Below are 25,934 nucleotides of genomic sequence, written 5' to 3' on the forward strand. Positions count from 1 at the left end.
CAGGGTGTCGTCGGCGCCAAAGGCGAAGAACGAATCCTGCCTCACCCGGTGTTGCGTAGACCTGCGGCGATTCCGTTGATGGTCAGGTGAATCCCCCGTTTCACGTCTGGGTGGTTGTCCCCCGAGCGATGTCGTCTGATCAGTTCAACCTGAAGATGATTGAGCGGATCGAGATAGGGGAAGCGGTTCCTTATCGAACGGGCAAGAAGTGGATTGTCGGCAAGACGCTCGGTACAACCGGTGATGATGGAAAGCGCATGCGTCGTGCGTTTCCATTCTTCGACAATCCGTTGGAAGGCGTGCTCGCGCCCTGGGTCGTCCGGCGCAAGCCGTGCGTACCGCGAAGCCACCGCGAGGTCCGTCTTTGCGAGAACCATATCCATATTGGACAGCAGGTTCGAAAAAAGCGGCCATTCCGCGTGCATTGCCCGCAATTCGGCGAGCCGATGATTGCGATCGGATGCGTCGGGTGCCGCGTCGAGATACGTGCAGACGGCACTACCGAATCCGTACCAGCCGGTCAGAAGCAGTCGGCATTGGCCCCACGAAAATCCCCAGGGGATTGCACGCAGGTCCTCGATCCGGCGGTTTGCCGTGTCCTGGAGTTTTCGCGAAGCGGGGCGGCTGCCCAGATTCAGTTCTGCGATCTCCGAAATGGGCGTCGTCGAGAAGAAGTATTCCTTAAACCCCAGTGTTTCGTAGACCAGGGAACGATAGCTCTCCAGCGACGCGTCGGACAGCTTTTGCAATACGCCCTCGAATGCAGGCAATTGCTTGGGCACGCCCATGTCAGGTTTCAACGATGCTTCGAGCGTGGCAGCGACAACCGCCTCAAGATTTCGTCGACCGATTTCCGAGTTTCCGAACTTGCTTGCAATCACTTCGCCTTGCACCGTGAGGCGGATCTGACCCGCAACCGTGCCGGGTGGTTGGGACAGGATGGCCTGATAGGTTGGGCCACCACCTCGTCCGACCGTGCCGCCGCGACCGTGGAACAATCGAAGCCGGATATTTTTCGCTTTGAACAACGCCACCAGGGCGAGCTCAGCCCGATAAAGTTCCCAGTTCGATGCAAGAAATCCACCGTCCTTGTTGCTATCCGAGTAGCCGAGCATGACTTCCTGCTCGTTCGCCTGGTGCATTATCAGGTCGCGTACCCCTGGCGCCGCGAGGAAATCATCCATGATGTTCGCCGCGTTGAGCAGATCGGAGATCGTTTCGAACAGAGGGATGACCATCAGGGTATTCCGGGCGCCTGACGGCAGGTTGCCCAGCGGCCCTTGAAGCAGCCCCGTTTCACGTTGAAGCAGCAGGACCTCAAGGAGATCGCTGACGCTTTCCGTATGCGAGATAACGTAATTGCGGATGGCATCGGTTCCGAACTTACCGCGTATCGACCGCGCGGTATCCAGCACGTCAAGCTCGCTTGTCGTCAGGTCGGAATAGGTTTCGTACCGCGTGCGCAACAGGCGTGGCTGCGCCAGCTAAGAGAGCAGAAGACGGCATTTCTGCGTTTCAGTAAGCACGGCATATTCGCTTTCCACGCCGGCTTTCGCCAGCAGCTCCGCCACCACGTGCTCGTGGACATCCGAGCTTTGCCGCAGGTCGACACTCGCCAGATGAAAGCCGAATGCTTCGGCTGCACGTATGAGCGGCGCAAGTCTGGGGGCGACAAGGCTCGCACCGTGATGGGCCGCCAGGGAGTTGGCCAGGACATCTAGGTCCGAAACAAAATCACGTGCACGACGGTATGCGCTAGCGCCCTCATGCCGCCTGCGAGCGTGCACGACGCCAACGCCGAGACGCACGTCCGCGCTTGCCACCAAGCGGGCGTAAATGCCAATCAGTGCTCGCCTGTAGAGCTCGTCGGCGCGATGCGGCGACGTATCCGGAGACAATTCGGCAAGCGCTTTCAAGGCGTCACTGGCGCCCACAAGCAAACTTGATACCGAAAGTTCTGCGCCAAGTTGATGCACCTCTTCCAGATAGTGATCAAATATCACAGACGCTTGGCGCGTGACGGCATGCTCGAGTGTGTGTGCCGTTACGTTGGGATTGCCGTCCCGGTCGCCGCCGATCCAGCTTCCCATCTGGAGGAAGGGAGGCAACCGTGCCGGGTGGCCGAGTCCATCAAGCGAGACCTCCAAGTCTGCATACAACGCCGGCACTTCCTTCAGGAAGGTCGTGCGATAGTAAGAAAGCGCGTTCTCGATTTCATCTGCGACGGTCAAGCGCGCATCGCGCAACATTCGGGTTTGCCAAAGCGACGTGACTCTTGCGCGTAGCATCGCCTCGTTCTCGGAACGTTCGCGCAAGGTCAGTTCCCTGTCGCGCTCGGCAAGGAGTTCGGCGATTCCGTATTGCGCGTCGAGCACGCTTTTGCGTTGCACTTCCGTGGGATGCGCTGTCAGGACCGGAACGACATGCGCAGTTCCGAAGAACCCGACAAGTCTTTCGGTGTCTTCAGACCCGGGGGTATCACCAAGCACTTGCTGCAACGCATATGCAATCGTTCCAGCTTGGGGAGGCGATCCTGTAAGTGCATGAATTCGCCGCCGGCGGTTGTGATGGCGGTCTTCGGCGATATTTGCGAGATGGGAGAAGTAACTGAACGCTCGCACGACACACACCGTTTGTGCTGGCGTCAGGTCCCGCAGTTGAGCATCGAGACCCGCAAGTGCTGTTGCATCGTTGTCTCGCCGAAACCTGACTGCAGCTTTGCGGATTGCCTCGACAATGTCAAAGACCGCATCGCCTTCCTGTTCGCGGATCACTTCGCCCAACAAACGGCCCAACAAGCGGATGTCTTCAAACAAGGGGCGGTCCTTATCCTCTGCGATCTCCGGGAGGTCAGGTGTCGCAGGCTGAGTCATGCCCAAAGCCCCGCTCGCTGACGGCGGCTTCGCAGCATGGCCAGTGGCAGATCTGGAGATCAAGGAAGATGATTCGAAGTTGGGCGATGGATTCGAGGTTTCAGGCTGCATATCGTTACCGTGATGTTCGGCAGAGATTTCGCGATTGGGCGATGAGGGCGTCTATCGATTCTCGACGTTGGCGTTGACTTTACCGCGTGGGCAACGGTGGTCGGAAATACGAGATGTCACTGCCGGGTATAGGTTGGGCCTATATCAGTTGGCGGCATACTGTCCGGTCGAGACCCAACCTGCAAGCGGTTTGGCATTCGCGGACGCGATAATCGACGGATCATCAAGCATGCTTTCCTAGCCGGAAAGGTGCGGGGACGGTAGCCTCAGGGCTGTCCCGGGGCTGTTGGCCGGGCCTTGGGCCGTAGTCTCGCGGCAGACGGCTCGAAGAGGAACAGAGGGCACGTCAGCTGGAGCGCAAAGCTGCAGACCGCGAGAGTGGTCCGTCAGTCGCAGTATGCTTGACGCTGCTGACGTCCACCAGCGCTGCTGAATTCATTGACGGTCAAACGCTTAAGAGCGTCCAGCGCATGCGCTAGGCGTTGTGGCGGGTCAATATTCCTGATGTTTTCATATGGTATACCAAGACTTGAAATAGTATAATATTGCCATAACCCCTTTTGGCCAAGACGTGTCGTCCAAGGCGCACGCCAATCGGCTGACCCAGGCGTATGCGCCGGCTGTCTCCATTGCTGCACTGAACTGAAAGAATGTTCGTTACGCCTACTGAGAACAAATCACTCTCCACCGCAGAGCGCGCTTACGAAGAGATTCGCAAGCAGATCTTGTCCGGACAACTGTCTGAGGGTTCCCCTATTCGCCAGGACGACATCGCCGCGCAACTCGGCGTGAGTAAAATTCCAGTGCGAGAGGCGTTGATGCGGTTGCAGTCCGAAGGATGGGTTTCGCTCAAGCGTAATGTTGGCGCCATCGTTTCTCCTCTGACCGTGAGCGACTGCGTCGAGATGCTGGACATGCGAATCGCCCTCGAGTGTCGTGCCCTTGAGCTTGCCGTGCCGAACATGGCGCCTAGCGATTTGGCGCTGGCAGAGCAATTGCTTGAGCGTTACGCGAAGGCGGATACACCACAGGCTTGGAGCGATCTGAATCTGGCGTTTCACCAGTGCCTGTACTCTCCCGCGAATCGCCCCAAGCTGGTGGCCACCGCGCAGGCGGCTCAGGAACGCATGGGGCGCTTCCTTCGCCTGCACGTGTCAATGGATGCAGAACACCAACGCTCAGCCGACGAACATCTGGCGATTCATCAAGCCTGCGTTGCGGGCGACACGAAGACCGCTGTTCGTCTGTTGCGCAAGCATCTCGAGCAAACCCAGCGTGAGGTGATGGCCTATTTTCGCGCAAGCGGAAACCCTCCCGCCTGATCAACATCGCCCCTCAGTTCCGGACGTCGCGCCTCGTCAGATCTGCGACGTACTCGGCATTATGCGCGTGAGTGCGGCCGGAGGAGAGTTCAACTTTCACGATCGGCATTCCTCGACTCCTTTCATATTGCGGGGGATCCACCCGTGCTTCCCAAATGTGCGCCAGCTTCGTCTGTATTTCCATCGACTAAATCGTATACGAAAATAATAAATAATATACGTAATGTTTTTTGATCGCGTATAGTTCACCTGTGGGCGTCAAGCCGCCGCCCGTCGGTCGACATGTGCAATATGGGCGTGATCAGTGCAAAGGATCACGCAGATGCATTTCTGACGCTTCAGTCCGGCCAAATCGCGAAATTGGCGAATTGAGAGGCTGATGCACCGGCCGCAGACGCTCAGCCACGCGCCCGGTCATCAGGCCGGGCTTGCCTGTTGTCAAGGGGGCGAAGGTGTCGTGCTCCCATCCCGATGCGATGGTTTTGGTAGGGAGTTCCGTCATGAAAGCAGACTTGGTTGTTGTAGGTGGGGGCTTGATCGGATCGAGCATTGCGCTGTATTCGCTGCGCGCGCGCAATGCGGCGAAGGTTGTGGTGATCGAGCCCGACCCGACCTACAGCCTGGCGTCCACGCCGCGCTCGTCTGGCGGATTTCGGCGACTGTTTTCGCGCCCGGAGAACATCCAGATGTCGCAGTACAGCATCGAGTTCTTCAAGAACTGGGAAGACGAGGTGTCCGTTGACGGCTATGCGCCGGCCGTCGGGCGTGCGATGACCGAGCTCATCCACCACGGCAAGTATCAGACGCTGGACTTGTCGAACATGAGTTATCAGCGCGTCATCGACAACAAGGCATATCTGGAGCAGGGCATCACCTGAGCCCCGCATTGCTATGTGGCACACCTCATCATGTTGTTTTCCGAGGTAGGACTTTCCCTTAATCCACGCAACACCTGGTTGCCAGTTTTCGAAAGATAGATTTATTGTCTTTGCATGTATATACAACTACCGGCGCGCATCTGATCATATCTTTCTGGAGAGCTATATGTCTGAGTCGAATTGTCTGCAAGGCGCCAGCGCTTGGCGAGGTGTTGAGATGGGTCAAAACGATCGATGGGTCAAAGAGTTTCCCGCTGTCGTACTGGAGCAGATCGATACAGCGCTCCATACGACCAGGGATCTAGACTGGCGTAAGGTCAATCGTCAGAACTTCCCGCTGCCCGATGTTGGCGCATTCTTTGACGACGTACGTGAAGAGCTGGAGAACGGCTCCGGTATGGTCAAAATGCGCGGACTGGATGTGAGTCGTTATGGCCAGGAACAACTTCGTCGTATCTGGTACGGTCTCGGCGCTCACCTCGGCACGCCTATGTTCCAGAACTGTCGCGGCGAAGTCATGCGCGAAATCAAGGATGAGGGTATGGGCGTCGGCGCCAAGCTTTACGGCGCGACTGTCGATGACTCGGGCAAGCAGTTTCTCTCCTCGGGTGCCCGTACGCTTTCGCCGGGGCAATTGCGTTTCCACACGGATCGTTGCGACGTTGTGGGGCTGCTATGCGTGCGCCAGGCCTCTGAAGGCGGTGTCAGCAAGCTGGCGAGTAGCGTCACCGTCTACAACGAGATTCTCAAGCGTCGCCCGGATCTGCACGCCTTGTTGTGCAAACCGATCCCACGCAGCCGGTTCGGCGAAGAAGCGGGCGGCGAGCACATTGTGTACGATTTGCCGATTTTTGGGGTGCGCGATGGCAAGCTTACGAGTCACTTCTCGCTCACCTACATCGAAAACGGGCAGATGCTGCCGGGCGTGCGGAGGTTGGCCGAAGCCGAGCATGAGGCGATACGAATGTTGATGGATGTGGCCGAAGAGGAATGCTTCGAGATGCGCTTCGCGCCTGGGGACATTCAACTGCTGAACAATCACATTGTTTACCACGGTCGCACGGCCTTCAAGGACGACGTGCAAACAGGGCAAGACCGGATGCTCATGCGTCTATGGCTCTCGATGCCCAATTCCCGGGTCCTCCCGGAGGACCATGCCGTGCTTTGGGGGGATGTCGGCTCGGGCAAGCCGCATGGCGGCATCGCGCAGCCGGCTATGGCCCCCTTCGCATAAAGGAGGATGTACAGATCGTGAAATGAGATCCATCAGCCGTTCCGAATGAGGCAAGACGAGGCGGGCGACCGGTTCGGCAAGCCACCTCGGCAGTCCGCCTCAAGTACCGGCTTTCCGACGAAGTTTGATGCAAAACGAAGATACAAGGAGACACCCAGTGAAACAGCACGAAAAGAAACGCGCAGGTCGTCAAATGCCCCGCATGTGCTTGCTGCTCATCCCGCTCTTGCTTGGCGGCTTCTCGGTCGGTGCATCGGCGGCCCCGGATTACGGCAAATGTGAGGTCACCGGCTCGCGAGGATCTGTCAAGCTCGAGACGGTGGTTCCAGGGGCTCTGTCTGTTCGGCCGGTATTGCCTTCGCCGGGATGGTGGAATGGCGACTCGCCAGATACGATCAGGGATGGTTTCGAGTACTGCATGGCGGCCAACATGGCTTACCGTGCAGGACTCGATCGCGTGATCGTCGTCAATCGTTCCTTTGCGCAGGTCATCGCGGGGCAGGCAAAGGGGTTCGACATCGCGCTGAGCGAAATCACAATCACCGACGAGCGCAAAAAGGTCGTGAACTTCACCGAACCCTACTTCAGCTCTGACCAAGGCATTCTCGTCAAATCGGGCACCAAGGTAGATAAAGACAGCATCAAGAAAATGCGCTTGGGCGTAAAGCAAGGCACCACAATACTCCAATACATCATGGACAACGTGAAGCCAACCGAGCATCCCAAGGTCTATACCGATACCGCCGCCATGTACGCAGCCTTGGCAGCCGGTCAGGTGGACGCCGTGCTCTACGACACACCCAATGTGTTGGTAATTGCAAAGCAGTCCAATGGATTGTTCCAGGTTGTCGGGCGCTATGACACCAGCGAGAGGTGGGGAGGGGTTGTCAACAAGGACTCTCCGAACATCGCAGAGTTCAACAAGCTCATTGCGGAGATGAAGAAGGACGGAACGTTCGACAGGTTAGCCAGCAAATACTTGGCCCCGAGTCTCGGAGCGGACCCCACCAAGCTGCCGATTTTCACACCGTGAGAGCATTGCGTCCATGAGCAATCCAATTCATAAGGTCCCCGGCGCCATTGTTGGCGCGCCGGGGCGGGAGCGGCGACTGAGCATCGGCGGCATTCCGTCCGCGCCCACGGTGCTGTTCTTTTCCGCACTGCTAGGGGTGGTCATCGCAATTGCCGGCAGTTGGTACACGATCAGAGCATTGCGGGAAGGTCTTCGCGGCAGCAATATTGATGGCTGGTGGGTGTCCACAGGGTCTGTGTTTCTGGCGTTGGCGTCGATCATCGTTGCTCTGCCACTGTTCCGCGCTTTCAATCCATACCGAGAAGTTCGTCGCGCAACTGTGCGTATGGATATCGTCGCGGCACGCGTGGCGCGATCGGAGGCATGCGTTCAGAGCTGGATAACCCTCGGCTATACGCTGGCTCAACTCCTCGTTGTTCTGGCGCTCCAGTTCCTTCTGGCAAACAATCTAGCGGTCGCGAAGACTTTTTTCTTCGTGCCCTTGATTATCAACACGTTCCCCTTGGTGCTCGACGCATTCTGGGTCAATGTGCAGATTTTCGTTGTTGCCGAGATTTTTGTTCTGATCTGGGGATTGATTGTGGCATTGGCGATGTTTGCACCGGGGCAGGCGGGGAGGCCCCTGCGCTTTATCGCGACGACATACGTCGATATCTTTCGTTCCGTGCCGGCGGTCCTGGTGATCTATCTGGTCGGATTCGGCCTCCCGCTGACCGGTGTGCCAATCCTCAAAGACCTGTCATTGACGACCTATGTCGTCATTGCGTTGACACTTACCGTTGGCGCCTACGTGGCGGAGATTTATCGCGCCGGCATTCAAAGCATCCACTGGAGTCAAACTGCGGCAGCTCGCTCACTGGGTCTCTCCCACGCGCAGACCCTGCGTTTTGTTGTCCTGCCTCAGGGCATCCGGCAAATCATCCCGCCATTGCTCAATGCATTTATCGCCTTGCAGAAGGACACTGCGCTGGTGAACGTCGTAGGGGTGATCGACGCTTTCAATCAATCCATGGTGATCGCGTCGAATCACTACAACCTCTCGGCTGCCACCACTGTGGCCATTCTGTTCATCGTCATTTCGATCCCGCAGGTCCGCTTTGTGGAGCGGATGGCGCAACGCGATCGAGCCCGCATGCGCGCAGGCAGTGCCTAAAGGAGCGAATGTCTATGTCATTTATCGAAATTCGTGACATCGCCAAGTCATATGGCGAGTTGTCGGTCATCAATGGCTTGGCGTTGTCGGTGGAAGAGCATCAGGTGGTGTGTCTCATCGGGCCATCGGGTTCCGGAAAATCGACACTGCTGCGTTGCATTAACGGCTTGGAGTCCATTGATTCCGGTGAAATACTTGTCCATGGTGACCGGATCACAGGCCCCGGCGTCGATGTCAACTCATTGCGTCGGGACATCGGTATCGTGTTCCAGGGCTACAACTTGTTCCCGCACATGACCGTGCTGGAAAATGTGACGCTGGCGCCAATCCAGGTTCTGAAGCAGTCCAGGGACGAAGCCGAGGAGCGGGCCATGGCGCTGCTCAGACGCTTTAGTCTGGCTCATAAGGCGAAGGAGTATCCCGACCGCATGTCGGGCGGTCAACAACAGCGCGTAGCTATCGTCCGTGCGCTGGCGATGGACCCCATGGTTTTACTTCTGGACGAGATCACCTCCGCACTGGACCCGGAGCTGGTGTCCGAGGTACTGAACATCGTGCGGGACCTGGCGGACGATGGCATGACCATGTTGTTGGCGACGCACGAGATGGGCTTTGCGCGCGAAGTATCGTCCAAGGTATGCTTTCTGTGCGACGGCGCAGTCTGCGAGGAAGGGCCGCCGGAGCAAATCTTCGGTGACCCCCAGCGAGAACGAACTCGCGCATTTCTACGTAGCATTCGACAGGCAAAGCGTATCTAGCCATGAACCATCGTACGGTTGGCAGTCTCTCAACAAGATCATCTTGATTGGAAGAGGACGACGCAGCGGGTCGCTATTTCAGTTCGCTCGGCATCAGGAAATTCGACAAGGTGATCAATAGCGGCCTGCCGCGCAGCGTAGAATACCGCCAAACTCGTTATGGATGCGATCGGGTAGCCCTGCACCCCGGAAGAGTGGCAAAGCTTTCCCGAGGTCAGCCCCCGGGGCGCTGCTCAGATGCCGCCGGCACAGTTGAAGGCAATGGTCCAGTGTCTGGCGTCAACTAGAACCGCCGCTGGCGACAATTAAAATTGCCGCCCTATGCCGCTACTGCGGCTGACGCCGTCGGCTTCGCGCCGGCGGCTTTTGCCCGATAGCTCTCGACGCCCATCAAGTCGAGGACGACGCTGTGGTGCACGACGCGATCGATTGCCGCAAGCGTGGTCATCGGATCCTTAAAAATGCGTTCCCATTCCGAGAACACGAGGTTTGTCGTAATGACGATGCTCTTGCGCTCGTAGCGCTCGGCGAGCAAGGTGAACAACACCTCCATTTCGTCGCGGTCGTGCTGGATGTAGCCGATATCGTCAAGGATCAAGCACTCGAAGCGATCCAGTTTTGCCAACTCCTGCGGCAACGGGAGATCGCGCTTTGCCGCAAGCAACCGCTGCACCAAGGCACCCGTCGGAGTGAACAGAACTGGGTAGCCCTGCTCGACGAGAGCGTGACCCAGAGCGCTTGCAAGGTGGCTTTTCCCTGCGCCAGGCCGACCGACGGCCACTACATTGATCGCATCTTTGAGGAAACCTCCGCTGCGTAAGCGCTCGATTTGCATGCGAGTCGCCGGATCGAACCGGTCCAGGTTGAGAGTCCGGAAGGCCTTGTCTGGAAGCAGTTCGGATTGCCTCAAGAGCCGCTCGATTCGGCGAGCTGTCTTTGCGGCGCGTTCGATGCGGGCAAGCTCGAGCAGGAACGCCTCGTGGGTCAACCCTTCCTTGGCTGCTCGCAATGCCGTGTCTTCCACGGCTGCCGCCATGGCACCGAGATTGAGCGCGCGAAGCGACGCCAGCAGTTCTTCACGTGCGTTATGCATGGCTGCTCCTTGAGGGAATCAAAGCGTCGTAATCGCGTAAGTTGATGGTGGCCTTGCCAATCTTCGGAACGGCTGTCGGCGCAGGGCTCGCGACGGACTCGCGTACGGCTTCCAGCGTTGGTATGCGCTCGTCATCCATCAGGCGGCCGATTACTTGCTCAATTTCGGCCTCTGATGTGCTCGCGGCCAAATGCAGAATGCGAAGGTATTCCCGGTCGGCCTTAGTTGGAGTTGCCGCGAGCAGTGCGTCGTAGGCGCGGCGAAACGTGGTTGTCGGAAACAATTCGTCCCGATAGCAGTAGGCAGCAAACGCCCCGGGTTTTCTAACCAGCGACCAGATGAGATGTCGATAGTCGATGCGACGCTGATTGCGGCCAGTCAGGCGCGGCAAAGTAAGCACGTGTACCGGTCCGTGGTAAAGGTCCAGGATCTCCGACCGGATACGCACTTTCGGCGTCGCCCCGATCAACCTCGACGGAACCGAGTAGTGGTTGTTGAGCACCCGGATCAGACTGAAACGGGACACACGGACCGTGAGCTCGCGCGGGAAGTCCAGCGGTGCCCCGGGCACTGGTTTGAGCGCTGCCCGGTCTGCTTCGAAACGTTGCATGCGAGTGAGGTTACGTTGCCGAACAAGCTCACCCAGGAAGTGCTCGTAGTCGCTACGCGATCCGAAGTCTCGCATGCCACGAACGCGTAGCGCCTGGTCGACAGCCTGCTTGAACCGGAAATGCGATTGTTCGACATCGCCGTTTTGATTGGCGCATCCCGCTGTGTTTGCCGATGGCTGCATCCCATAGTGGGCGAGCAAGGTGCGATAGTTTTGCGTGAACTCGTGCATACCGTCGCGATCGAGGTCACGTACGGCTGCAGTCAGATTGTCGGTACGATGGAGCTCCGGGACTCCGCCGATCTGCCACAGGCACGCTTCCAGGCCTTCGGCCAGCGCCTCGAAACTTTCGGAGAAGCAGACGCGCACGGCCTCGACGTTCGAGTATGTCAGCACTAAATGATAGACGAGGTGCGGGAACAGGGTGCCCGCGATCGTTACCCCGAGGCTGTTCATCGAGGTGAAGTCGGACTGAGCCATGCGGCCGGGGATGTGCTCCTGTGGAAACACGACTTCTTGCTCTGGGCCATGACGAACTCGCCACGCCTGAACATGCCGCTGCAGCGTACGCAGCTGGCCTTGCTGGTATCGACCTTCCATGCCTTCACCGGGCGCTTACGTCTGAATGCACAATCACAGACTTTGATGGCTTGAGTCGCCAAAGCGCCATCAACAATGCATCCAGAACCAGCTCGCGTGCCAGCGTGGGCTTCATGGACCAACCGACAACTTTGCGCGAATGCAGGTCAATGACTACGGCTAGATAAAGCCAGCCCTGCCAAGTGCGCAGTTAGGTAATATCGGTCACCCAAGCTTGATCGGGAGAGTCGACGGTGAACTGTCGGTTCAGCCGGTTCGGGGGCGATGATCGAAGGGCGTCCCGCAAGACGCCGTGGTGCCTTGTAGCCTCGAATAGCCTGGATTTTGTTGGCCTGCATGATTCTTTCGACGCGATGCTGGCCGCAGGTCTCGCCGGCTTCGCGAAGATCACCGAATACTCGCCGGGCCCGTATGACCTGCCCCCAATGGTGGCCCCCCCCCCAAGTTCTACCCCCCGTTATCGCTCGAGACGCTCGAGGATTGCGGAAATCCGCATTTCGCGGACGGGCTTCCCTCCAACCGCCCGCACGCAACGCGGAATCGCACCGAAATACCCCTGCAGCGAGGCCCACTTTTTGAGGCCCGAACTCCGCTGTGCGTGTTCGAGCATCTGGAAGAGTGCAACACACTCCTCGACGTCAGCCGGGGTCACCTTGTCGAGCCGCTCGCGCAGCTGTTCCCACGCGGAGCGCCCCTCCGGCGGCGGAGGCGACGATTGCAAAAGGACGCGCGGATCGACTGTACCATCCATCTTCTTTTCCGTTGCGTTCTCCTTATTGGTCCGCCCGCATTGAATCGACGGCGGGTCGGTCGCCCCAAGGGCGACCGACGTGGTCCATCCAACCGCAAGCCTTCACACGATTAGGAATACGATTTAACCCGTAGCGACCTTCCGCACGCGACCCTAACGGCCGCTGCAGAATCCGCGCTTCGCCACCTCGAGACGCGGGCAGGGGGCAGGCTACGTGCCCGTTGTGATGCAAATGCGGAAAATCAAACGCCAGCCAGGGCCGGCATCGGGCACCACTGCTAGACGGAGTTCATGCGCTCGACGCAGAGTGGACGCACGAGCGTGGCCTTAAGCCAATGCCAACGGCTGAAAATTGAGAGCAATTGCCGCCGCTTCGCGCCGACGGCACACAAAGCAGGGAGAGACTTTCTGAGGGCGCGCGATTGGAAATCCGCGCAGACTTGACGACGCGAGCGTCTACAATCTGCACACGGAAACCTAACGCGTGTTGAACAATAATGCCGATCGAACGGCTGTGGCTGAGATTAACACGCGTGCGGATCGAAGCGCAAGGGGTTTCCCGACGACATCACGCGTCGTGACCGCTCAGTCCTCCTGCATGTCACCTGCGATTACCGAGGCGATGCGCCGGGCTCCCCGCTGACCAACGACGCGAGGTCCAGCTCCTCTTAAAAATCCGTGACGCCCTTCCGCGCGCACGAGCCGTCAATCCGTTTGTTGCAGGTCGAAAGGCTCCGTAACCCGCACAGGAATGCGGGCGAACCTGCGAACATCTCAGCACGGTGGTCCTCAGGAATTGGCGTCTACGCGTCGACCGTTGGGTGTGTCGCGGATGCCGGCGAACACATTTCTAGATTCTCCGCGGTCAGCTTGAAACGGCGAGTCAAATATGTAGCCAACCTGGCAGGCGCCCTTGATCAGCAGTGTCCGCCTCGATTCCCCTCCATCTGCACAGGTGTGGAAGCCGACGCCTTGGAAGTCGGCTTGCATTCAGAGGATTCCGTGAGAGTCTGGTCTTGTCGGCGCGATGAAAGACGCGGCGATGGAACGGGTTGGGTGTCGTCCGCATACGTGTCGATAGCATCCACGACGCAGTCCCGCGTCGCAATTGCCGGCCACGGCTATAGGGTACCCGCCACATTGCATGACACCTGATTCGTCGTCCGATCGCGGCCGATCCACCCTCTTTCTTCCGACGGAGAAACAAAAAATGAACCGCTTCCGGCTTTGGAAGGTTTTCGTGCACGAGTGCCTCGACTTCTTTCTTGATTGTGTCCAGCCGCTAATTCTGCTCGCCCGCTGGATCAGACAGCGCCGCAAATGAACCTATCGGGGCGCCAGGGCATTTCGGCACCCGGACTAATGGACTGGAGGACTTCCAATGAAAATCCGTCGCTTCATCTTCGCTGCCAACAACCGGGAGGTCGTCGCAATCTCCGATGGGCGTGCGAAGGTTCTGATCCCGACCGAGGTTCCCGGTGAGGCGATCGAGCATTTCCTGCGTCGACTGTGCGACCGGATAGCCCGCCCTTTGGCATGGAAGCGCCGCGATGCCCGTAAAGAGCTTCGCGAACGCATGAAACGACTTTATCGTCGCCGGCGCGTGGAGTGTCACGTGCCAGTGCACGCGCCGCGATATCGGCGTCGCGAGACGCGCGGCTCTGTTCGCCGCCGCTGGGGCATCCCGGTCTGGACGCGTCGCATGACCTGACTGCACGACCCCGGTTTGTGTTGGCGATGGCGCGCGCGAGACTGGAAACCAGCAGTCAATCGCGACACACGTCGCCCCATCCGCATCTTGCTTGCGAGGAACACATGAATATTTTTGCCATTCAGAAGCGCTATCGTTCGCGTCGCGCGCGGGAGCAACTCATCGTCGACGGGGGCCGTGTCTGGGTTGCGCTCGACGCGAAGATCACGCGCTCCGCGCCTACTGTCGTTGAGCGTACGGCGCCGGCCCACCCAGTTGAGCCGGCGCCGCCGGCTCCCGCCGTCACTGTAACGCCCGCTGCTCCGGCTGGCCTTGCCGCTCCCGTTGTCCCGGCAGATTCACAGGAGCCGGCCATCCGCACGGCCGTCCCGAGACGGCCCGTAGCCACTGAACGGCCACCAAGGTCGGCTCCCCGCACGCCGTCAGCGCACGACTTTAGCAACAGCGTCCGGCAGCCCCGGCGAACGTTCAAGCACTTGGTCGGGATGGCCGACACCAAGCGGCGACTGCTACGCGCCGCGCACGACATTCTCGCGGGCGACGACGGGGTTGGCGAGCCGCGCAACGGCATCCTCCTCTTCGGCGAGCCGGGTAACGGCAAGACGCTCTTTGCAGAGGCCCTCGCCGGCGAGCTCGAGGTACCATTCCTGCCAATCGCCTTTGGCGACACGGCATCCAAGTGGATCAACGAGACCCCGGAGAAAATCAAGGCCGTCTTCAACACGGCACGCCGGATCGGCGCCTGCGTGCTCTTGATCGACGAGATCGACTCGTTCCTCAAACCGCGCGATGGCAGCGCCCACACACACTCGATGGACCGGGACGTCGTCAACACGATGCTCACGGAGATCGTCAATCTGCGCGGATCAAAGGTGATCCTGGTAGCGGCGACCAACTTCATCGAACAGCTCGATACTGCAGGCATCCGTGAAGGTCGCTTTGACTTCAAGATTGAAGTTCCCCCGCCCGACCTGGAAGCCCGCGTGAACCTGATTGGTCACTCCATCTGCAGACAGTTGGGTCCTAAAACGGTCGCGCGTGCCACCGCCGAAGCGCTGGCTGGTCGCTGGGACGGATTCAGCGCGGCACGGCTGAGCGCGCTGGGGGGCCAGTTGCGTGAGATGCGTCGCGAGGGTGAGTTCAGCGGTCTGGTCACCTTCGACATCGCAATGCGCGCGATGCGTCTGCTTCAGGGGCGCCGCGGCCGGCTGCCGGAAAACGTCAAGGCGGTGGACGACATCCTCATGCCGGCCACTTCCCGCAACGTGCTGCGCGACTTGGCGTACCGGATGCGGGAGGTCCACCGCATCGAGAAGCTCGGCGGCAGCCTGCCGCGAGGCCTGCTCTTTTACGGACCGCCCGGGACCGGCAAGACGCAGGCCGCAATGGCGCTCGCGAAAGCGTCCGGCTATGCGTTCCTCAAGACTACTGGCGCCGACCTCATCGCGCGGCCGGATTCCTGGGAACGCCTCGTGCGGGAAGCTAGCGACATCCGGCCGGCGATCGTGTTCGTTGACGAGGCGGACGATATCCTCGCAGACCGGCGCTACTCGAATGTCGCGATGTTGACCAACAAGATCCTCGCCACGCTTGACGGCGCCAGCGGGCGCATTCGGGATGTCATTTTCATTGCGGCCACGAATCATCAAGACCGTATGGATCCTGCGGCCCTGCGCGGTGGACGGTTTAGCGAAAAGGTCCGGTTTGACGTGCCGGAGCGTGCGGACCTGGAGCGCTACATCAGCACGGCATTATGGCAATTCGCCAAGGAACGCTATGGGCTGAAGCCTGGGACGATCCGCCAGTGCATGGCCGAGCTCTCCGGACGCACAATCGCGGACGCGGACGCCGTGATCGCTGAAGCCGTGAACCGTGCGGCCACCCGGGCGATTCGCGAGAACGTCGCCGAGATCCGACCCGCCGATGTCGCAGCCGCCGCGAGGTCCGTACTTACTACGGAGACGGTCCACGATTGAGCTTCGCGCTGGATGAAGGCGCGGCGTGAAATGCGGCTGCTTCCGATCACGTCCCTGGCCACTCGAACACGCACGAACGCAGCAACAACCTTTTTGAGTGCACCGATCACTTACACTTTCAACGCCAACGACAAATCATCGGCCATTGCTGACAGTCGGGTATGGACGTCGGTGAGGCGTCTCCAGGTTGTTTCCCGGACATTCGGGGCTCCGTAGCCCCGAATGTCCGGTGTCACTGCCGGCGGATGCGTACTGTCGACCCTGAGCGGCAGTTCCGTATCGCTGTACGAAAGACCGCTTTGCAGCGGGAACTGCCGGCCCTCACTATGCCGATCTGCGCGTTCAAGACGAGCCTCGGGCATGGATGACCTGACTCATCCAACATCGGAAGGATCATGATTCTTGAGCTCGGCGAACTTGGCCGCCATCGTCGGGTTGCCCCGAGTCAGCTTCTTGATCGTCACGTCCTGCGCCTTGTCGTTCGCAAGACGAAGGTTCCGATCGGTGCCGAGCAGGGCCTCCTTCGTCTTCTGCAGGTGATCGATCGACTTGTCGATCTCATCGATCGCCGTTTGGAAGCGCCTAGAGGCGAGGTCGTAGTTCTTCGCGAATGCTGTCTTGAACGTCTCGAGGTCGGTTTCGAAGTTCGTGATGTCTATGTTCTGCGCCTTAACGAGTGCCAGCTCCGACTTGTACTTGAGCGAGTTCATCGCCGCATTCCGCAGAAGCGTGATGATTGGAAGAAAGAACTGCGGTCGGACGATGTACATCTTCGGGTAGCGGTGGAACACGTCGACGATCCCGGTGTTGTATAGCTCACTGTCCGGTTCGAGCAGGGAGACTAGCACCGCATACTCGCACCCCTTTTCGGTGCGATCCTTGTCGAGTTCCTTCAGGAAGTCCTCGTTCTTGTTCTTCGTCGCGGTGCGATCGCTCTCGTTCTTCATTTCAAACATGATCGAGACGATCTCAGTGCCGGCCTCATCCGAGTCGCGAAAGATGTAGTCGCCCTTGCTGCCAGTCCGCGTGTCGTTGTCCTTCTCGAAATATGCCCTCGGAAACGCCGTCGCTCGAATGCGGTTGAACTCGGTCTCGCAGTGCTGCTCGAGAGTTTCGCCAACCATTTTGGTCGATAGGCGAGCCTTCATGTCCCGGAGGCGATCGATCGCGTCATCGCGATCCTTGATCTGCGTCTCGTACTTGTCTTTGAGCGACTTCTCTGCGAGCTGCTTCTCAAGCTCCGCTCGCTCAAGGCCGCTCCTCAGTTCGTCGCGCTCCTTCTCGACCGCACTGACTGCCTGGGTGATCGCAAGCTTCTGCGCGACCTCGATGGCGTCGAGCTTGGCCTTCAGGCCCTGGATCTCCGCGTCCTTCGTGGCGGTGGCCCCCTGCAGTTCGTTCACGAGCCTCGCCTCGGATAGCTCGGAAGCGGATTGCTTGTCATGCTTCGCCCGCTCAAGTTCGTTCGCGAGCGCGTCACGCTCTTTTTCCACGGCGCTTAGGGCCTCGGTCACGGCGAGCTTCCGCGCGACCTCACCGGCCTCGAGCCTGGACTTCAGTTCCTGAATCTCGGCGTCCTTAGCTGCGGCAGTCTTCTGCAATTCGCTGGCGACCTTAGTTTGGGCGAGTTCGACGGCGTTCCGCTTGTCCTGCTCAGCCAGCTCAAGCCGCTCGTGCAACTGCTTCTCGAACTCGCTATCGCGAACCTGCTTCAGGATGTCCGCGTACCCGGCCTCGTCGATCTTAAATGCCTTCCCGCAGTGCGGGCAGATGATTTCATGCACGACTACTTACCCTCCGCCTTGGCCAAGATTTGCATGAGCATCTCTGGCACCGCTCCCTCGGCCTTCAGTGTTTCCGTTCGGTACGCGAGTTGATTCTTCGCGAGACTGATACCTGCAGCAGCCTCGACGTTGTTGCAGGCCGCGAACGTCGGCGCGTGATAGCAGCGGTCATTCGGCGACCGTATTCGACCGGCAGGAGCCGCTATTAAACCAGACTTTCGGGGCCGCGGGCTGGATGTCTCGTCTTGACCGACAGCACCGATTCGATGAACGTTCGACAGAACGGACATTGGAATCCTCAACGTCAGCTTTCCGGTAGATTGTGTGAACGCGATCTTCCGGCCAACCGCTGCCGGACGCATTTCTCACAGAGCCGTCATTCGAGCGACTGGTCCGCTCCGTAACCTGCCGAATGCCCAACGGGGCAATTCGGCCGAAGCGGCCGTTGAGGTGACGACGTCGGTGAGGCGGCTACAGGTCGCTTTCCTGCCGTTCGCACGCCGATGGCCGCGAATGTCGGGTCTCACTGTCCGCGAATGCGTGCTCCCGACCCATAAGGGGCATACAACGCTCTCGATAAGGGACATTCGGATGGCGATCAATAAGTCGGCCTAAGGGGCCAAACTCATGGTTGCTCGACTTCAATCTTCGTAGTGCGGAAATCAGTCTAGAGCGTTTCGAGTGCGGCGTGAGGTGATTTTTGAATTCAGAATTCAGTTCGCCTCTTGACGACGCCAGACCTTGTTATAGAGAACGTTAGTGTAGTCCAATTTCAGAACACTCAACGCGCTGAGTCGGGCGGCGGCAGCAGTACCGTATTTATCAATTTCATCGAGCGAGATAAAGGACTGTTTCGCAAAGCGTTCATATTCCGAAATGAATTTCGCGACCGTAGTATTCTCGACATTTTTGAATAATGGGGAGTCGTGAATCAGAATGGGCAGATCGGAAAGTTCAAAAATTGCCAAATCAAAGACGACCAAGTTCGAGTACGCTTTCCCCGTTCCCGTATCATCGGTAACTTGGTAAGAATAGTTGGTCTCGTGCAGCGTCAGGTGCGGAGCCTTCGACTCCTCACCGTAAATTCTCTTGACAATCTTCGCAATTTCCTCGTTTATCAGCGCCTGGATGTCATTCAATACCGATGTCTTGATATTCGACAACTCAACCATCAAATCAGAAAGTTCTCGATCAAGATCCCCACGTTTCGTATAGTACTCGTTTTCTCGTCTTAGCTTGTTCCACTTCTGGGATAGTGACGAGACTCGCTCAATTAATGCGACGGGGTTGTCGTAGTTTTTCAGACGTTCTGAAATCCGCGTATCGATCTCAGAAATCGCAGTATCGATAGTTTCCAGTTGAGCGAACAAGCTTCTCTGGTTTTCCTGAAGTTCCTTCTTGAGGACAGAGGCTAGAGAACTGTGGAACAGCTCGATTCCCGCTATGCGTTCGGCATTAACGGACGGAAAAAAATCACGAAGAGATTCGAATTGCGCACTTTTTATGAACTTGTTCTCTTTCAGATTACGCTGAGTCCGCTGCAAATTTGCTTGCAGAGGCAACTTTTTCGCGAGGAGTTCATCTTTCTGGCTTTTTAAGTCCAGCAAGTCCCTATCGACAACCTCGCGGATATTAAGAGAAAATTTCGCGATATCATTTTTTATGACGTCGACCTCTTTTTGAATCACGCTGAGATCGACAACGTTCTTCGAGTACTGCGTTTTTGAGATTCGCTCTACGATGGAATATTTGAAGGCCGTGTTGAGTGCCTTTTTTTCAGAGTCTTTGCCGGTTACCGCAGCGCTAGCGGAATCGATTTCATTATATCGATCAAATATCTTTATTATGGTTGAAATGCAGTCGCTAGCCGCTTGATTAGCCACTGCGTGTAACGGGTGACGTACATTTGTGACGTTCGACTTGGGCCAAATTCGAGAAAAAAGCCCAACCATCGCTCGAAAGGAGATGTCGTGTCCTTTGGTTAAATATTTCTCTTTTAGCCAGCTCGTGTAAGAACGCAGGTTGAGCTCTTGCACTGGTTGATAATCATCGGCGCATTTAAAAACGATGGTTGGATTCTGGGTGTCTCGGCGAAACCGCGTGACGGCTCCGTCGAATAAAAAACTGAATTCATAAAAATGATGCCCCAAAGCTGTGATGGCATCGGAATTCGTTTCTAGAAATGTATCGCCTCCAAAAACAAAATCGATTATCATTAATGCAGTCGATTTTCCAATCGAATTCGTCGCATTTTTATCGCCGAGAACCACGTTCAGGCCGGCGTGGAACGAAATATTTCCTGCTCGAAGTTGTGGTGATCGAATTTCAATTAACATATTCGACAGATTCCGATTCAAAATCAATGTTAATTTTGTCGAGAATATAAAGTACGTCCAGAGCGTACAGAAATTCGTCGATGGCGGAAAAATGATCCGCCGTCAATGCATACAGATCCCGAATGCTTATCGTTTTTGCATCGACGCGCATGACTGGGAGTCGAGAAAGTATCGACTGCTCAAAAGAAATGAATTTGCTGGGAGTGATCATTCGAAGAGCTCGCAGTTCTGGACGTAGAACGCAGCAATTACTTCCGCGGCAGTTTCCGATGCGCTTGAGTATTTCGAGTTAATCCATTTTACCGTGTTCTCGAATATCTCCTGCTGATTTGTGGTGAGCATTTTTTGTTTCAAATAAAATGTTTTCACCTGATGCGAAATCAAGACCGCCTTCCCCGGCTCCGACCGCTCAAGATCCGCGAATCGCTCTCGAATAAATAGATAAAACCAAGTGACATTGTTTTTTATTTTGCGTTTTGCAAACGGCGTAATTGTGCCGTCTAGTTTTTCGTCAACACGCTTTGCTTCATTCAGCGAAGACTCTTCGAATTGAGCATCTTCTTTACACAACGATTCGATAATTTCAGATATCTCTGTCTCAAGATGATATTGTGAAAAAACGTTTTGCTGCGCCCGCTGCTTGATAATATCTTCTTTCTTCTTGACTAGATCTCGATAGCCCGCGATAGTTTTTGGATTATCGTAGATGTTGTGACAAGGAAAGCAAAGCGGTATGAGATTGTCCTCGTGATTCGCATCGCTTGAAAGCCTCTTTTCAGCCTTAAGTAACTCGATCTCGTCGGCTGTTGGATTGAGAGGATAAATGTGTGCGATCTCATAATTGCGCCATCGCTTCCCGCCTTTTGAAATGAATAATGCGCTGCTGCAATTCGGGCAGACTTGATTCACCTCGGTGCAGAGGGATACTTCAAATGCATTCCCAATGTGTGGCCGCGGATTGGAAGTTTTTTTTGCGCTTTTCTTCGAGGTCGTCATTGCAGCCTTTGACAGCTATGGTCGTCGCTGATTATCGATGCAAGTACGCTGCGATATGCGTTCTGGATCTCGTTCTTGTAGGCATGGTGAGACGGGTAGCCTAGTACCAGAATATACCAGTGATGCATGGCCTGGGTGGTTACGAATGCACAACGCGGGCGCAATGGAGAAGTGCTCTTGCAGCATCAAAAGTAGATGATCTGAGGCATCTCTCCTCCGGGCCGCTTTTTTCAGATCGCGAAGGCAAATTGTCGACGATTTGGCTTCTGGTGTCGACCGGCAGATGTTGGCCGATAGCACCAGTTCAATGAACGTTCGACAGAACGGACGTTGGGACCATCAACGTCAGTTTTCCGGCAGTTTGTGTGAACACGAACTTCCGGCCATAAGGAGACATTTACGCTCGCAGAGTCTGGAGTCGCCGGGATCGGACGAGCATGGTGCCCCTCACTGCGCGAGAGGATTCCATCGTGGCGCAGTCACTCCGAACTCGCTAACTACAGGGCGCCATCGTAGTGCTCTTGCGTGAAATGGTTTTTGCCCACGGGTCACCCGGGCGGATAATCGGCGCCAGACGAAACGCGTGCACTTCTTCCTTTTGGGTCATACAATGGCTTCTGGATCGATGAGGCCGGCAATGAGGTCTTTTGATGAAAAGGATCTACACCTACAAAGGCTTTGAGGTCACCGTCGAACTTGAACCAGTGTGGGAGGCTGCTGGGCGTATCACTGTGTCGCCCCCTCGGGGCTTTGTAGCTGTCGTGGATATTAGAGCCGCGGGCGCCACTCGCCCCATGGTTGCGCCGATACGCCTCATGGCGGACAGCCATCGTCCTTTCGCGACAGATGCCGAAGCGCTCATGTCAGGGTATAGTGCTGGACAGCGGGTAGTAGACGACTTGCTCGTCCCCTGAAGATACGCAGTGACAGCAATAACGAGGGAAATTCAATCGCTATAGTGATATATAAATTAGGGAGACGAAACGATGCCATTTGACGTCAATGCCCTGCGCGACGTTCAGCAAGCCAATTTGAATCTCGGCGTCAGCCTCAGCAATCTGTGGTTGGAGAATATGAATCGCACACGCGCGCTCGCCTTGAAAGAGGCGCACCAGGGTGCGGCATCGATACAACAGACCTTCGCAGCGCTTGCCGGCGCGAAAGACTTGGCATCCCTTGCGCCGCTCCAGATAGAACTGGCGCAAAAACAGATGGCGCAATCAGGCAACTTCTGGCAAAACTTTCTCACCGAGACACAGAGCAACCAGCAGGCGATCCTGGACGACTTCAGGAAGGCCATGCAAGGTTGGCAGGCGAGCTTCTCCAAGGCGCTGGAGCCGGTGGCCGACGGTACGCCCACAGGATTAGCTTATCAGCCCCTGAGCGCCGCCACGCAGCACATGTTCGACCTCGCCAAGGCAACACTCAACTTGCTGCAGCCCCAAGAGACCAAGACGCCTCCGGCCGCTAAATCGCGCGGCGCCTGAACTACGGTGCAGCGGGTTCCCGCTGCGTCACCAACGGCACGATTGCACGCTACCCCGGGCGGCCCATCGCCCGGTGGGGCCCCATGCCTTCTCAAACAGATCCAACATCTTGAACTCATTGGGGGGCGAGCATTGCTCCCGCGGAGGTCATCATGACTTCAGTATCTGTCAGCTACAAAGGTTGCGTGATTCTGGCTCAAGCCGAGCTGGTGGGTCGCGGAGGGACCAAGGTTCCCGCCGGCGACCGGCAGTATGTGCCACTGGCGATGGTGGCCCGGGCTGTTGGGTCCGACCATTCACTGCGCGCATTGGAACTCTTTCGCACCAAGGGGCGAGTCCCCATACCGAACCCCTATGCAGCCATGATGGCCGCGATTCAATACGCCACAGATCTGGTCGACGCCATGGTGGCTGGGCTGGCGGTTGACGGCCCAGCGGCGGTGGGCGAATTTGACCGGGGCGGGGTGCACTGGCGCTGGGACCTGCTCAACGTAGCGCATGACGCCGCCTTGACGCAGTCGTCGAATGAAATGCGCTGAAACAGATCAGCGGGCATGCATGGAAGACCTGAACAACAAGTATTCCACCGAGAGGAGAGTGTCATGACCAAGCGGATTGCGTTAATCACGGGCGCCATGGGCGGGTTGGGCGAAGCGATTAGCACCAGGCTTTACGACGCGGGCTACGCGGTGGTGGTGACCCATTCGCCGTCCAACGCACACGTTGCCGAGTGGCTGGCGGCGATGGAACTGCAGGACCGCAAATTCACCGCCTACGGCGTCGACGTGGCCGATTATGATGCTTGTCAACGCGTGGTGGCAACGATTCAGGAGGAAATCGGCCCGATCGATATGTTGGTGAACAACGCCGGCATCACGCGCGACATGACCTTCAAAAAATTGAACAAGGTGGACTGGGATGCGGTGCTGCGCACCAATCTCGACTCGGTATTCAACATGACCAAGCCGGTCTGCGACGGCATGGTCGAGCGCAACTGGGGCCGGATCATCAACGTGTCTTCGGTCAACGGTTCGAAGGGCGCTTTTGGGCAAACCAATTACGCGGCCGCCAAGGCCGGCATGCACGGTTTTACCAAGGCCCTGGCCCTTGAAGTGGCCAGAAAAGGCGTGACCGTCAATACCATCTCGCCCGGCTACCTCGCCACCAAGATGGTCACGGCGGTACCGCAGGAGGTGCTGGAGTCGAAGATCCTCCCACAGATTCCGATGGGTCGGCTGGGCAAGCCGGAAGAGGTTGCGGGACTGGTCGCCTATCTCTGCTCCGAGGAAGCCGCGTTCATCACTGGGGCAAACATCGCGATCAATGGGGGCCAGCATATGCAGTGAGCATGCATTGTGTTGTGAAATTGCACCCAACCCGGCGCTCAACCGGACCTGAGCAAAAAGCCGCGCAGGTCCGGTTGGCTCTACGTCGAATGGGCGCTTCGAAGAAGATTGACTGGCCGCTTAGGGTCGCTATGTAAAGCTTTGCATAGCGACCCGGAGCGGAAGCTCAAGAGGCCGGATACGATGACCACAAGCCGACGTTCGAGGGGGGCGCCGCGACCACTTCGACGAGGTCGACGCCTGAGGCGCTGATCGAGTTCGGGCATCGGCAGATCGGCAGCACCCGACGTCGCCGTGCCGGAGCCTGTGGCGCGGACTGCAGCCCGAAGCCCAAAGCTCAGAACTAAGCCCTCAGAGCCAGTCCGCAGCGTCACGCGATGCGCGGCGCTTACCTGGCTCGCTTCAAGACCACTTCGGCCGTGCCACCGCTGGAACCGGCCGGCGTCGTCCACTTTAGTTCATCCCCGGTGATGGTGAACGGTCGCTTCTGCTGGACCCCGGTCCAGTTGGGGAACGTACTGGCTACGATGTGGAAGGTGATGGTCTTGTCCGCCTCGTTGACAGTGTATGTGCCGAAGTGAGCGATCGATCCCTGCACGACGGCCTTGTTCTCCTCCGGCGTGCCCTCCATCCGGTTGGGGGACGCGAATTTCGCCAGGCCAGCGCGCGAGGTCATCAATACATAATGCCCACTGCCATCGAAGCTCGCGAGCCCCTGCGGATTGGGGCCGAACATTGGCACCCGGCTGCCATCCTGGCGCACGGTATCGACCGACACATAGGCCCAGGTTCCGACGAGTTGTTCTTTCAGCGTCTGTTGCTGGGCGACCGCGTCGCCCCAGGGTACCGTCACTCCAAACAACAACGACGCCAAGGTAGCGCAGGTCAGCGTGCTGGTTCGGCTCATGATATTCCTCCTTGAGGGCATGATCGATATTCCCCTGCTGGCGCCTGTCCACGGGTTTGGCGCGCACCGCACGAGAGGCGCTTGCGGCAGTGAACCACTTGCTAGGTATCCTGGGAAGAATAGCGCGCCATGCGCAGCGTGGCTAGGCTCGTTTTTCAGCACGGAATCTACGATTTGATGTACAGCTAGCGATTGTTGCTGCTGAGTCCCGACAGCGGACGGCCGCGAATGGCGGGAGTTGGCTGCCGGTGGGCGCGGGCGCCGCAAAGCAGCCATTCACCGAAATGCGCCCCCCGTCCATTGCCCGCTTTCGGCGAACATTCGGAACCGCGGCTCCCGGCTATGAGCAGTTGGTCCCGTGCGACCGCCAAATGGTCGGACGATTGCCTTTCAGGTCACCGCTTGCCGGCCCACTTGACTGCTGATATTGTTGCCAAACTGGCTCCCAGAACTGATCGGACTGACTCGGACAGCGTGGGCCACTCATTGCCCGTCGAGCGATAGTGCTACAGTTCCACCTGGTGCAGCGTGAGTAGAGCAGTCGATCGCTGATGCGATGCACCGACACCGTGCCCGCAGGAGGAAACCATGCGACTCACGACTCTGGTGGCTGCCGCCTCCTTGTCCTTCGCGTTGGCCGTGCCTGCCGGCGCGCACGACGTCGAGGAGCACACTGGCCACCTCGGCACGGTCAGCTTCGCCAATTCATGCGACTCAAAGGTGCAAAGTGAACTGCAGCGGGCGTTCGCTATGCTGCATTCGTTCTGGTTCTCGGCCGGCGAGAAGGCCTTCCGCCACGTACTCGAGGACGACCCGTCGTGCGGCGTGGCTACCTTCGGCATCGCGGCGATCCTTATGAACAACCCGCTGGCCGGGCAGGGCGCATCGCCCAAGGCTGCGGAGAGCGCGCAGGCGGCGATCAACTTGGGCCGACGTCGGCACCAAAACGCAGCGCGAGCGTGACTACATTGAGGC

At 57.8% G+C, this 25,934-nt stretch carries 20 protein-coding genes and 2 pseudogenes; 12 read left to right on the top strand and 10 right to left on the bottom strand.

Translation table 11 applies throughout. The annotated features are described in order from the left end of the window. Positions 1 to 41 precede the first annotated feature (41 nt). Positions 42 to 2,984 (bottom strand): annotated as a pseudogene (gene ppc, locus PTE30175_RS17405) (phosphoenolpyruvate carboxylase). Between the two features lie 650 nt (positions 2,985 to 3,634). Between ppc and PTE30175_RS17410 the strand changes: the two are divergent. The 6 genes from PTE30175_RS17410 (at position 3,635) to PTE30175_RS17435 (ending at position 9,362) form a co-directional block, all read left to right on the top strand. Beyond that, positions 3,635 to 4,306, top strand: coding sequence for a GntR family transcriptional regulator (locus PTE30175_RS17410; protein WP_150698333.1), 672 nt, complete (start codon positions 3,635 to 3,637; stop codon positions 4,304 to 4,306). 500 nt (positions 4,307 to 4,806) lie between these two features. Continuing rightward, a complete protein-coding gene (locus PTE30175_RS17415; protein ID WP_224788829.1) occupies positions 4,807 to 5,184 on the top strand; it encodes an FAD-dependent oxidoreductase in 378 nt (125 codons plus the stop codon). Between the two features lie 166 nt (positions 5,185 to 5,350). Beyond that, on the top strand, positions 5,351 to 6,418 hold the full coding sequence (locus tag PTE30175_RS17420; protein ID WP_150698334.1) for a TauD/TfdA family dioxygenase: 1,068 nt from the start codon (positions 5,351 to 5,353) through the stop codon (positions 6,416 to 6,418). Positions 6,419 to 6,575: 157 nt separating this feature from the next. Beyond that, on the top strand, positions 6,576 to 7,451 hold the full coding sequence (locus tag PTE30175_RS17425; protein WP_224788830.1) for an ABC transporter substrate-binding protein: 876 nt from the start codon (positions 6,576 to 6,578) through the stop codon (positions 7,449 to 7,451). A gap of 13 nt (positions 7,452 to 7,464) precedes the next feature. Then, complete coding sequence (locus PTE30175_RS17430; protein WP_150698335.1) at positions 7,465 to 8,604, top strand: amino acid ABC transporter permease; 1,140 nt, start codon at positions 7,465 to 7,467, stop codon at positions 8,602 to 8,604. Positions 8,605 to 8,618: 14 nt separating this feature from the next. Further along, a complete protein-coding gene (locus PTE30175_RS17435) occupies positions 8,619 to 9,362 on the top strand; it encodes an amino acid ABC transporter ATP-binding protein (RefSeq protein ID WP_150698336.1) in 744 nt (247 codons plus the stop codon). A 319-nt stretch (positions 9,363 to 9,681) separates the two neighbouring features. Here PTE30175_RS17435 and istB read toward each other — a convergent pair whose 3' ends face one another. The 4 genes and pseudogenes from istB to PTE30175_RS28265 all read right to left on the bottom strand — a co-directional run bounded on the left by istB (position 9,682) and on the right by PTE30175_RS28265 (position 12,416). Further along, positions 9,682 to 10,455, bottom strand: a complete 774-nt coding sequence (istB, locus tag PTE30175_RS17440; RefSeq protein ID WP_150698337.1) for an IS21-like element helper ATPase IstB — start codon at positions 10,453 to 10,455, stop codon at positions 9,682 to 9,684. Next, on the bottom strand, positions 10,448 to 11,665 hold the full coding sequence (istA, locus tag PTE30175_RS17445) for an IS21 family transposase (protein ID WP_224788831.1): 1,218 nt from the start codon (positions 11,663 to 11,665) through the stop codon (positions 10,448 to 10,450). Before istA ends, istB begins: the two co-directional genes overlap by 8 nt. 19 nt (positions 11,666 to 11,684) lie before the next feature. After that, positions 11,685 to 12,087: pseudogene (locus PTE30175_RS17450) on the bottom strand (DDE-type integrase/transposase/recombinase); the annotation flags it as partial. A 35-nt stretch (positions 12,088 to 12,122) separates the two neighbouring features. Further along, positions 12,123 to 12,416, bottom strand: coding sequence for a hypothetical protein (locus PTE30175_RS28265; RefSeq protein ID WP_191629115.1), 294 nt, complete (start codon positions 12,414 to 12,416; stop codon positions 12,123 to 12,125). Between the two features lie 1,381 nt (positions 12,417 to 13,797). Between PTE30175_RS28265 and PTE30175_RS17455 the strand changes: the two genes are divergently transcribed. Together PTE30175_RS17455 and PTE30175_RS17460 are read left to right on the top strand one after the other, a co-directional pair. Beyond that, positions 13,798 to 14,127: a hypothetical protein gene (locus tag PTE30175_RS17455; protein ID WP_150698338.1), complete on the top strand. Its 330-nt coding sequence runs from the start codon at positions 13,798 to 13,800 to the stop codon at positions 14,125 to 14,127. Between the two features lie 485 nt (positions 14,128 to 14,612). Further along, positions 14,613 to 16,103, top strand: coding sequence for an AAA family ATPase (locus tag PTE30175_RS17460; protein ID WP_150698339.1), 1,491 nt, complete (start codon positions 14,613 to 14,615; stop codon positions 16,101 to 16,103). Between the two features lie 374 nt (positions 16,104 to 16,477). Here PTE30175_RS17460 and PTE30175_RS17465 read toward each other — a convergent pair whose 3' ends face one another. From PTE30175_RS17465 to PTE30175_RS17485, 4 genes are all read right to left on the bottom strand, one after another. Continuing rightward, entirely contained in the window at positions 16,478 to 17,887 is a 1,410-nt protein-coding gene (locus PTE30175_RS17465; protein ID WP_150698340.1) for a DUF2130 domain-containing protein, read from the bottom strand. A gap of 713 nt (positions 17,888 to 18,600) precedes the next feature. Beyond that, complete coding sequence (locus PTE30175_RS17475; protein ID WP_150698342.1) at positions 18,601 to 20,223, bottom strand: DUF2326 domain-containing protein; 1,623 nt, start codon at positions 20,221 to 20,223, stop codon at positions 18,601 to 18,603. After that, positions 20,213 to 20,434 carry an ABC-three component system middle component 7 gene (locus PTE30175_RS29250; protein ID WP_150698343.1) on the bottom strand — a complete coding sequence of 74 codons (222 nt, stop codon included), beginning with the start codon at positions 20,432 to 20,434 and terminating at the stop codon, positions 20,213 to 20,215. The genes PTE30175_RS17475 and PTE30175_RS29250 overlap by 11 nt, the downstream gene beginning before the upstream one ends. Further along, positions 20,431 to 21,219: an ABC-three component system protein gene (locus tag PTE30175_RS17485; RefSeq protein WP_150698344.1), complete on the bottom strand. Its 789-nt coding sequence runs from the start codon at positions 21,217 to 21,219 to the stop codon at positions 20,431 to 20,433. The genes PTE30175_RS29250 and PTE30175_RS17485 overlap by 4 nt, the downstream gene beginning before the upstream one ends. 986 nt (positions 21,220 to 22,205) lie before the next feature. On the opposite strand from PTE30175_RS17485, the gene PTE30175_RS17495 reads away from it, so the two are divergent. The 3 genes from PTE30175_RS17495 (at position 22,206) to phbB (ending at position 24,052) form a co-directional block, all read left to right on the top strand. Then, entirely contained in the window at positions 22,206 to 22,706 is a 501-nt protein-coding gene (locus PTE30175_RS17495; RefSeq protein ID WP_150698346.1) for a phasin family protein, read from the top strand. Between the two features lie 152 nt (positions 22,707 to 22,858). Next, on the top strand, positions 22,859 to 23,245 hold the full coding sequence (locus tag PTE30175_RS17500; protein WP_150698347.1) for a hypothetical protein: 387 nt from the start codon (positions 22,859 to 22,861) through the stop codon (positions 23,243 to 23,245). Positions 23,246 to 23,308: 63 nt separating this feature from the next. Then, positions 23,309 to 24,052 carry an acetoacetyl-CoA reductase gene (phbB, locus tag PTE30175_RS17505; protein WP_150698348.1) on the top strand — a complete coding sequence of 248 codons (744 nt, stop codon included), beginning with the start codon at positions 23,309 to 23,311 and terminating at the stop codon, positions 24,050 to 24,052. Positions 24,053 to 24,440: 388 nt separating this feature from the next. Here the strand turns inward: phbB and PTE30175_RS17510 are convergent, their stop codons facing one another. Next, positions 24,441 to 24,959: a lipocalin-like domain-containing protein gene (locus PTE30175_RS17510; protein WP_150698349.1), complete on the bottom strand. Its 519-nt coding sequence runs from the start codon at positions 24,957 to 24,959 to the stop codon at positions 24,441 to 24,443. A 588-nt stretch (positions 24,960 to 25,547) separates the two neighbouring features. Between PTE30175_RS17510 and PTE30175_RS17515 the strand changes: the two genes are divergently transcribed. Then, entirely contained in the window at positions 25,548 to 25,922 is a 375-nt protein-coding gene (locus PTE30175_RS17515) for a hypothetical protein (protein WP_150698350.1), read from the top strand. Positions 25,923 to 25,934 lie beyond the last annotated feature (12 nt).

Source organism: Pandoraea terrae (assembly GCF_902459695.1).
Lineage (GTDB): Bacteria > Pseudomonadota > Gammaproteobacteria > Burkholderiales > Burkholderiaceae > Pandoraea > Pandoraea terrae.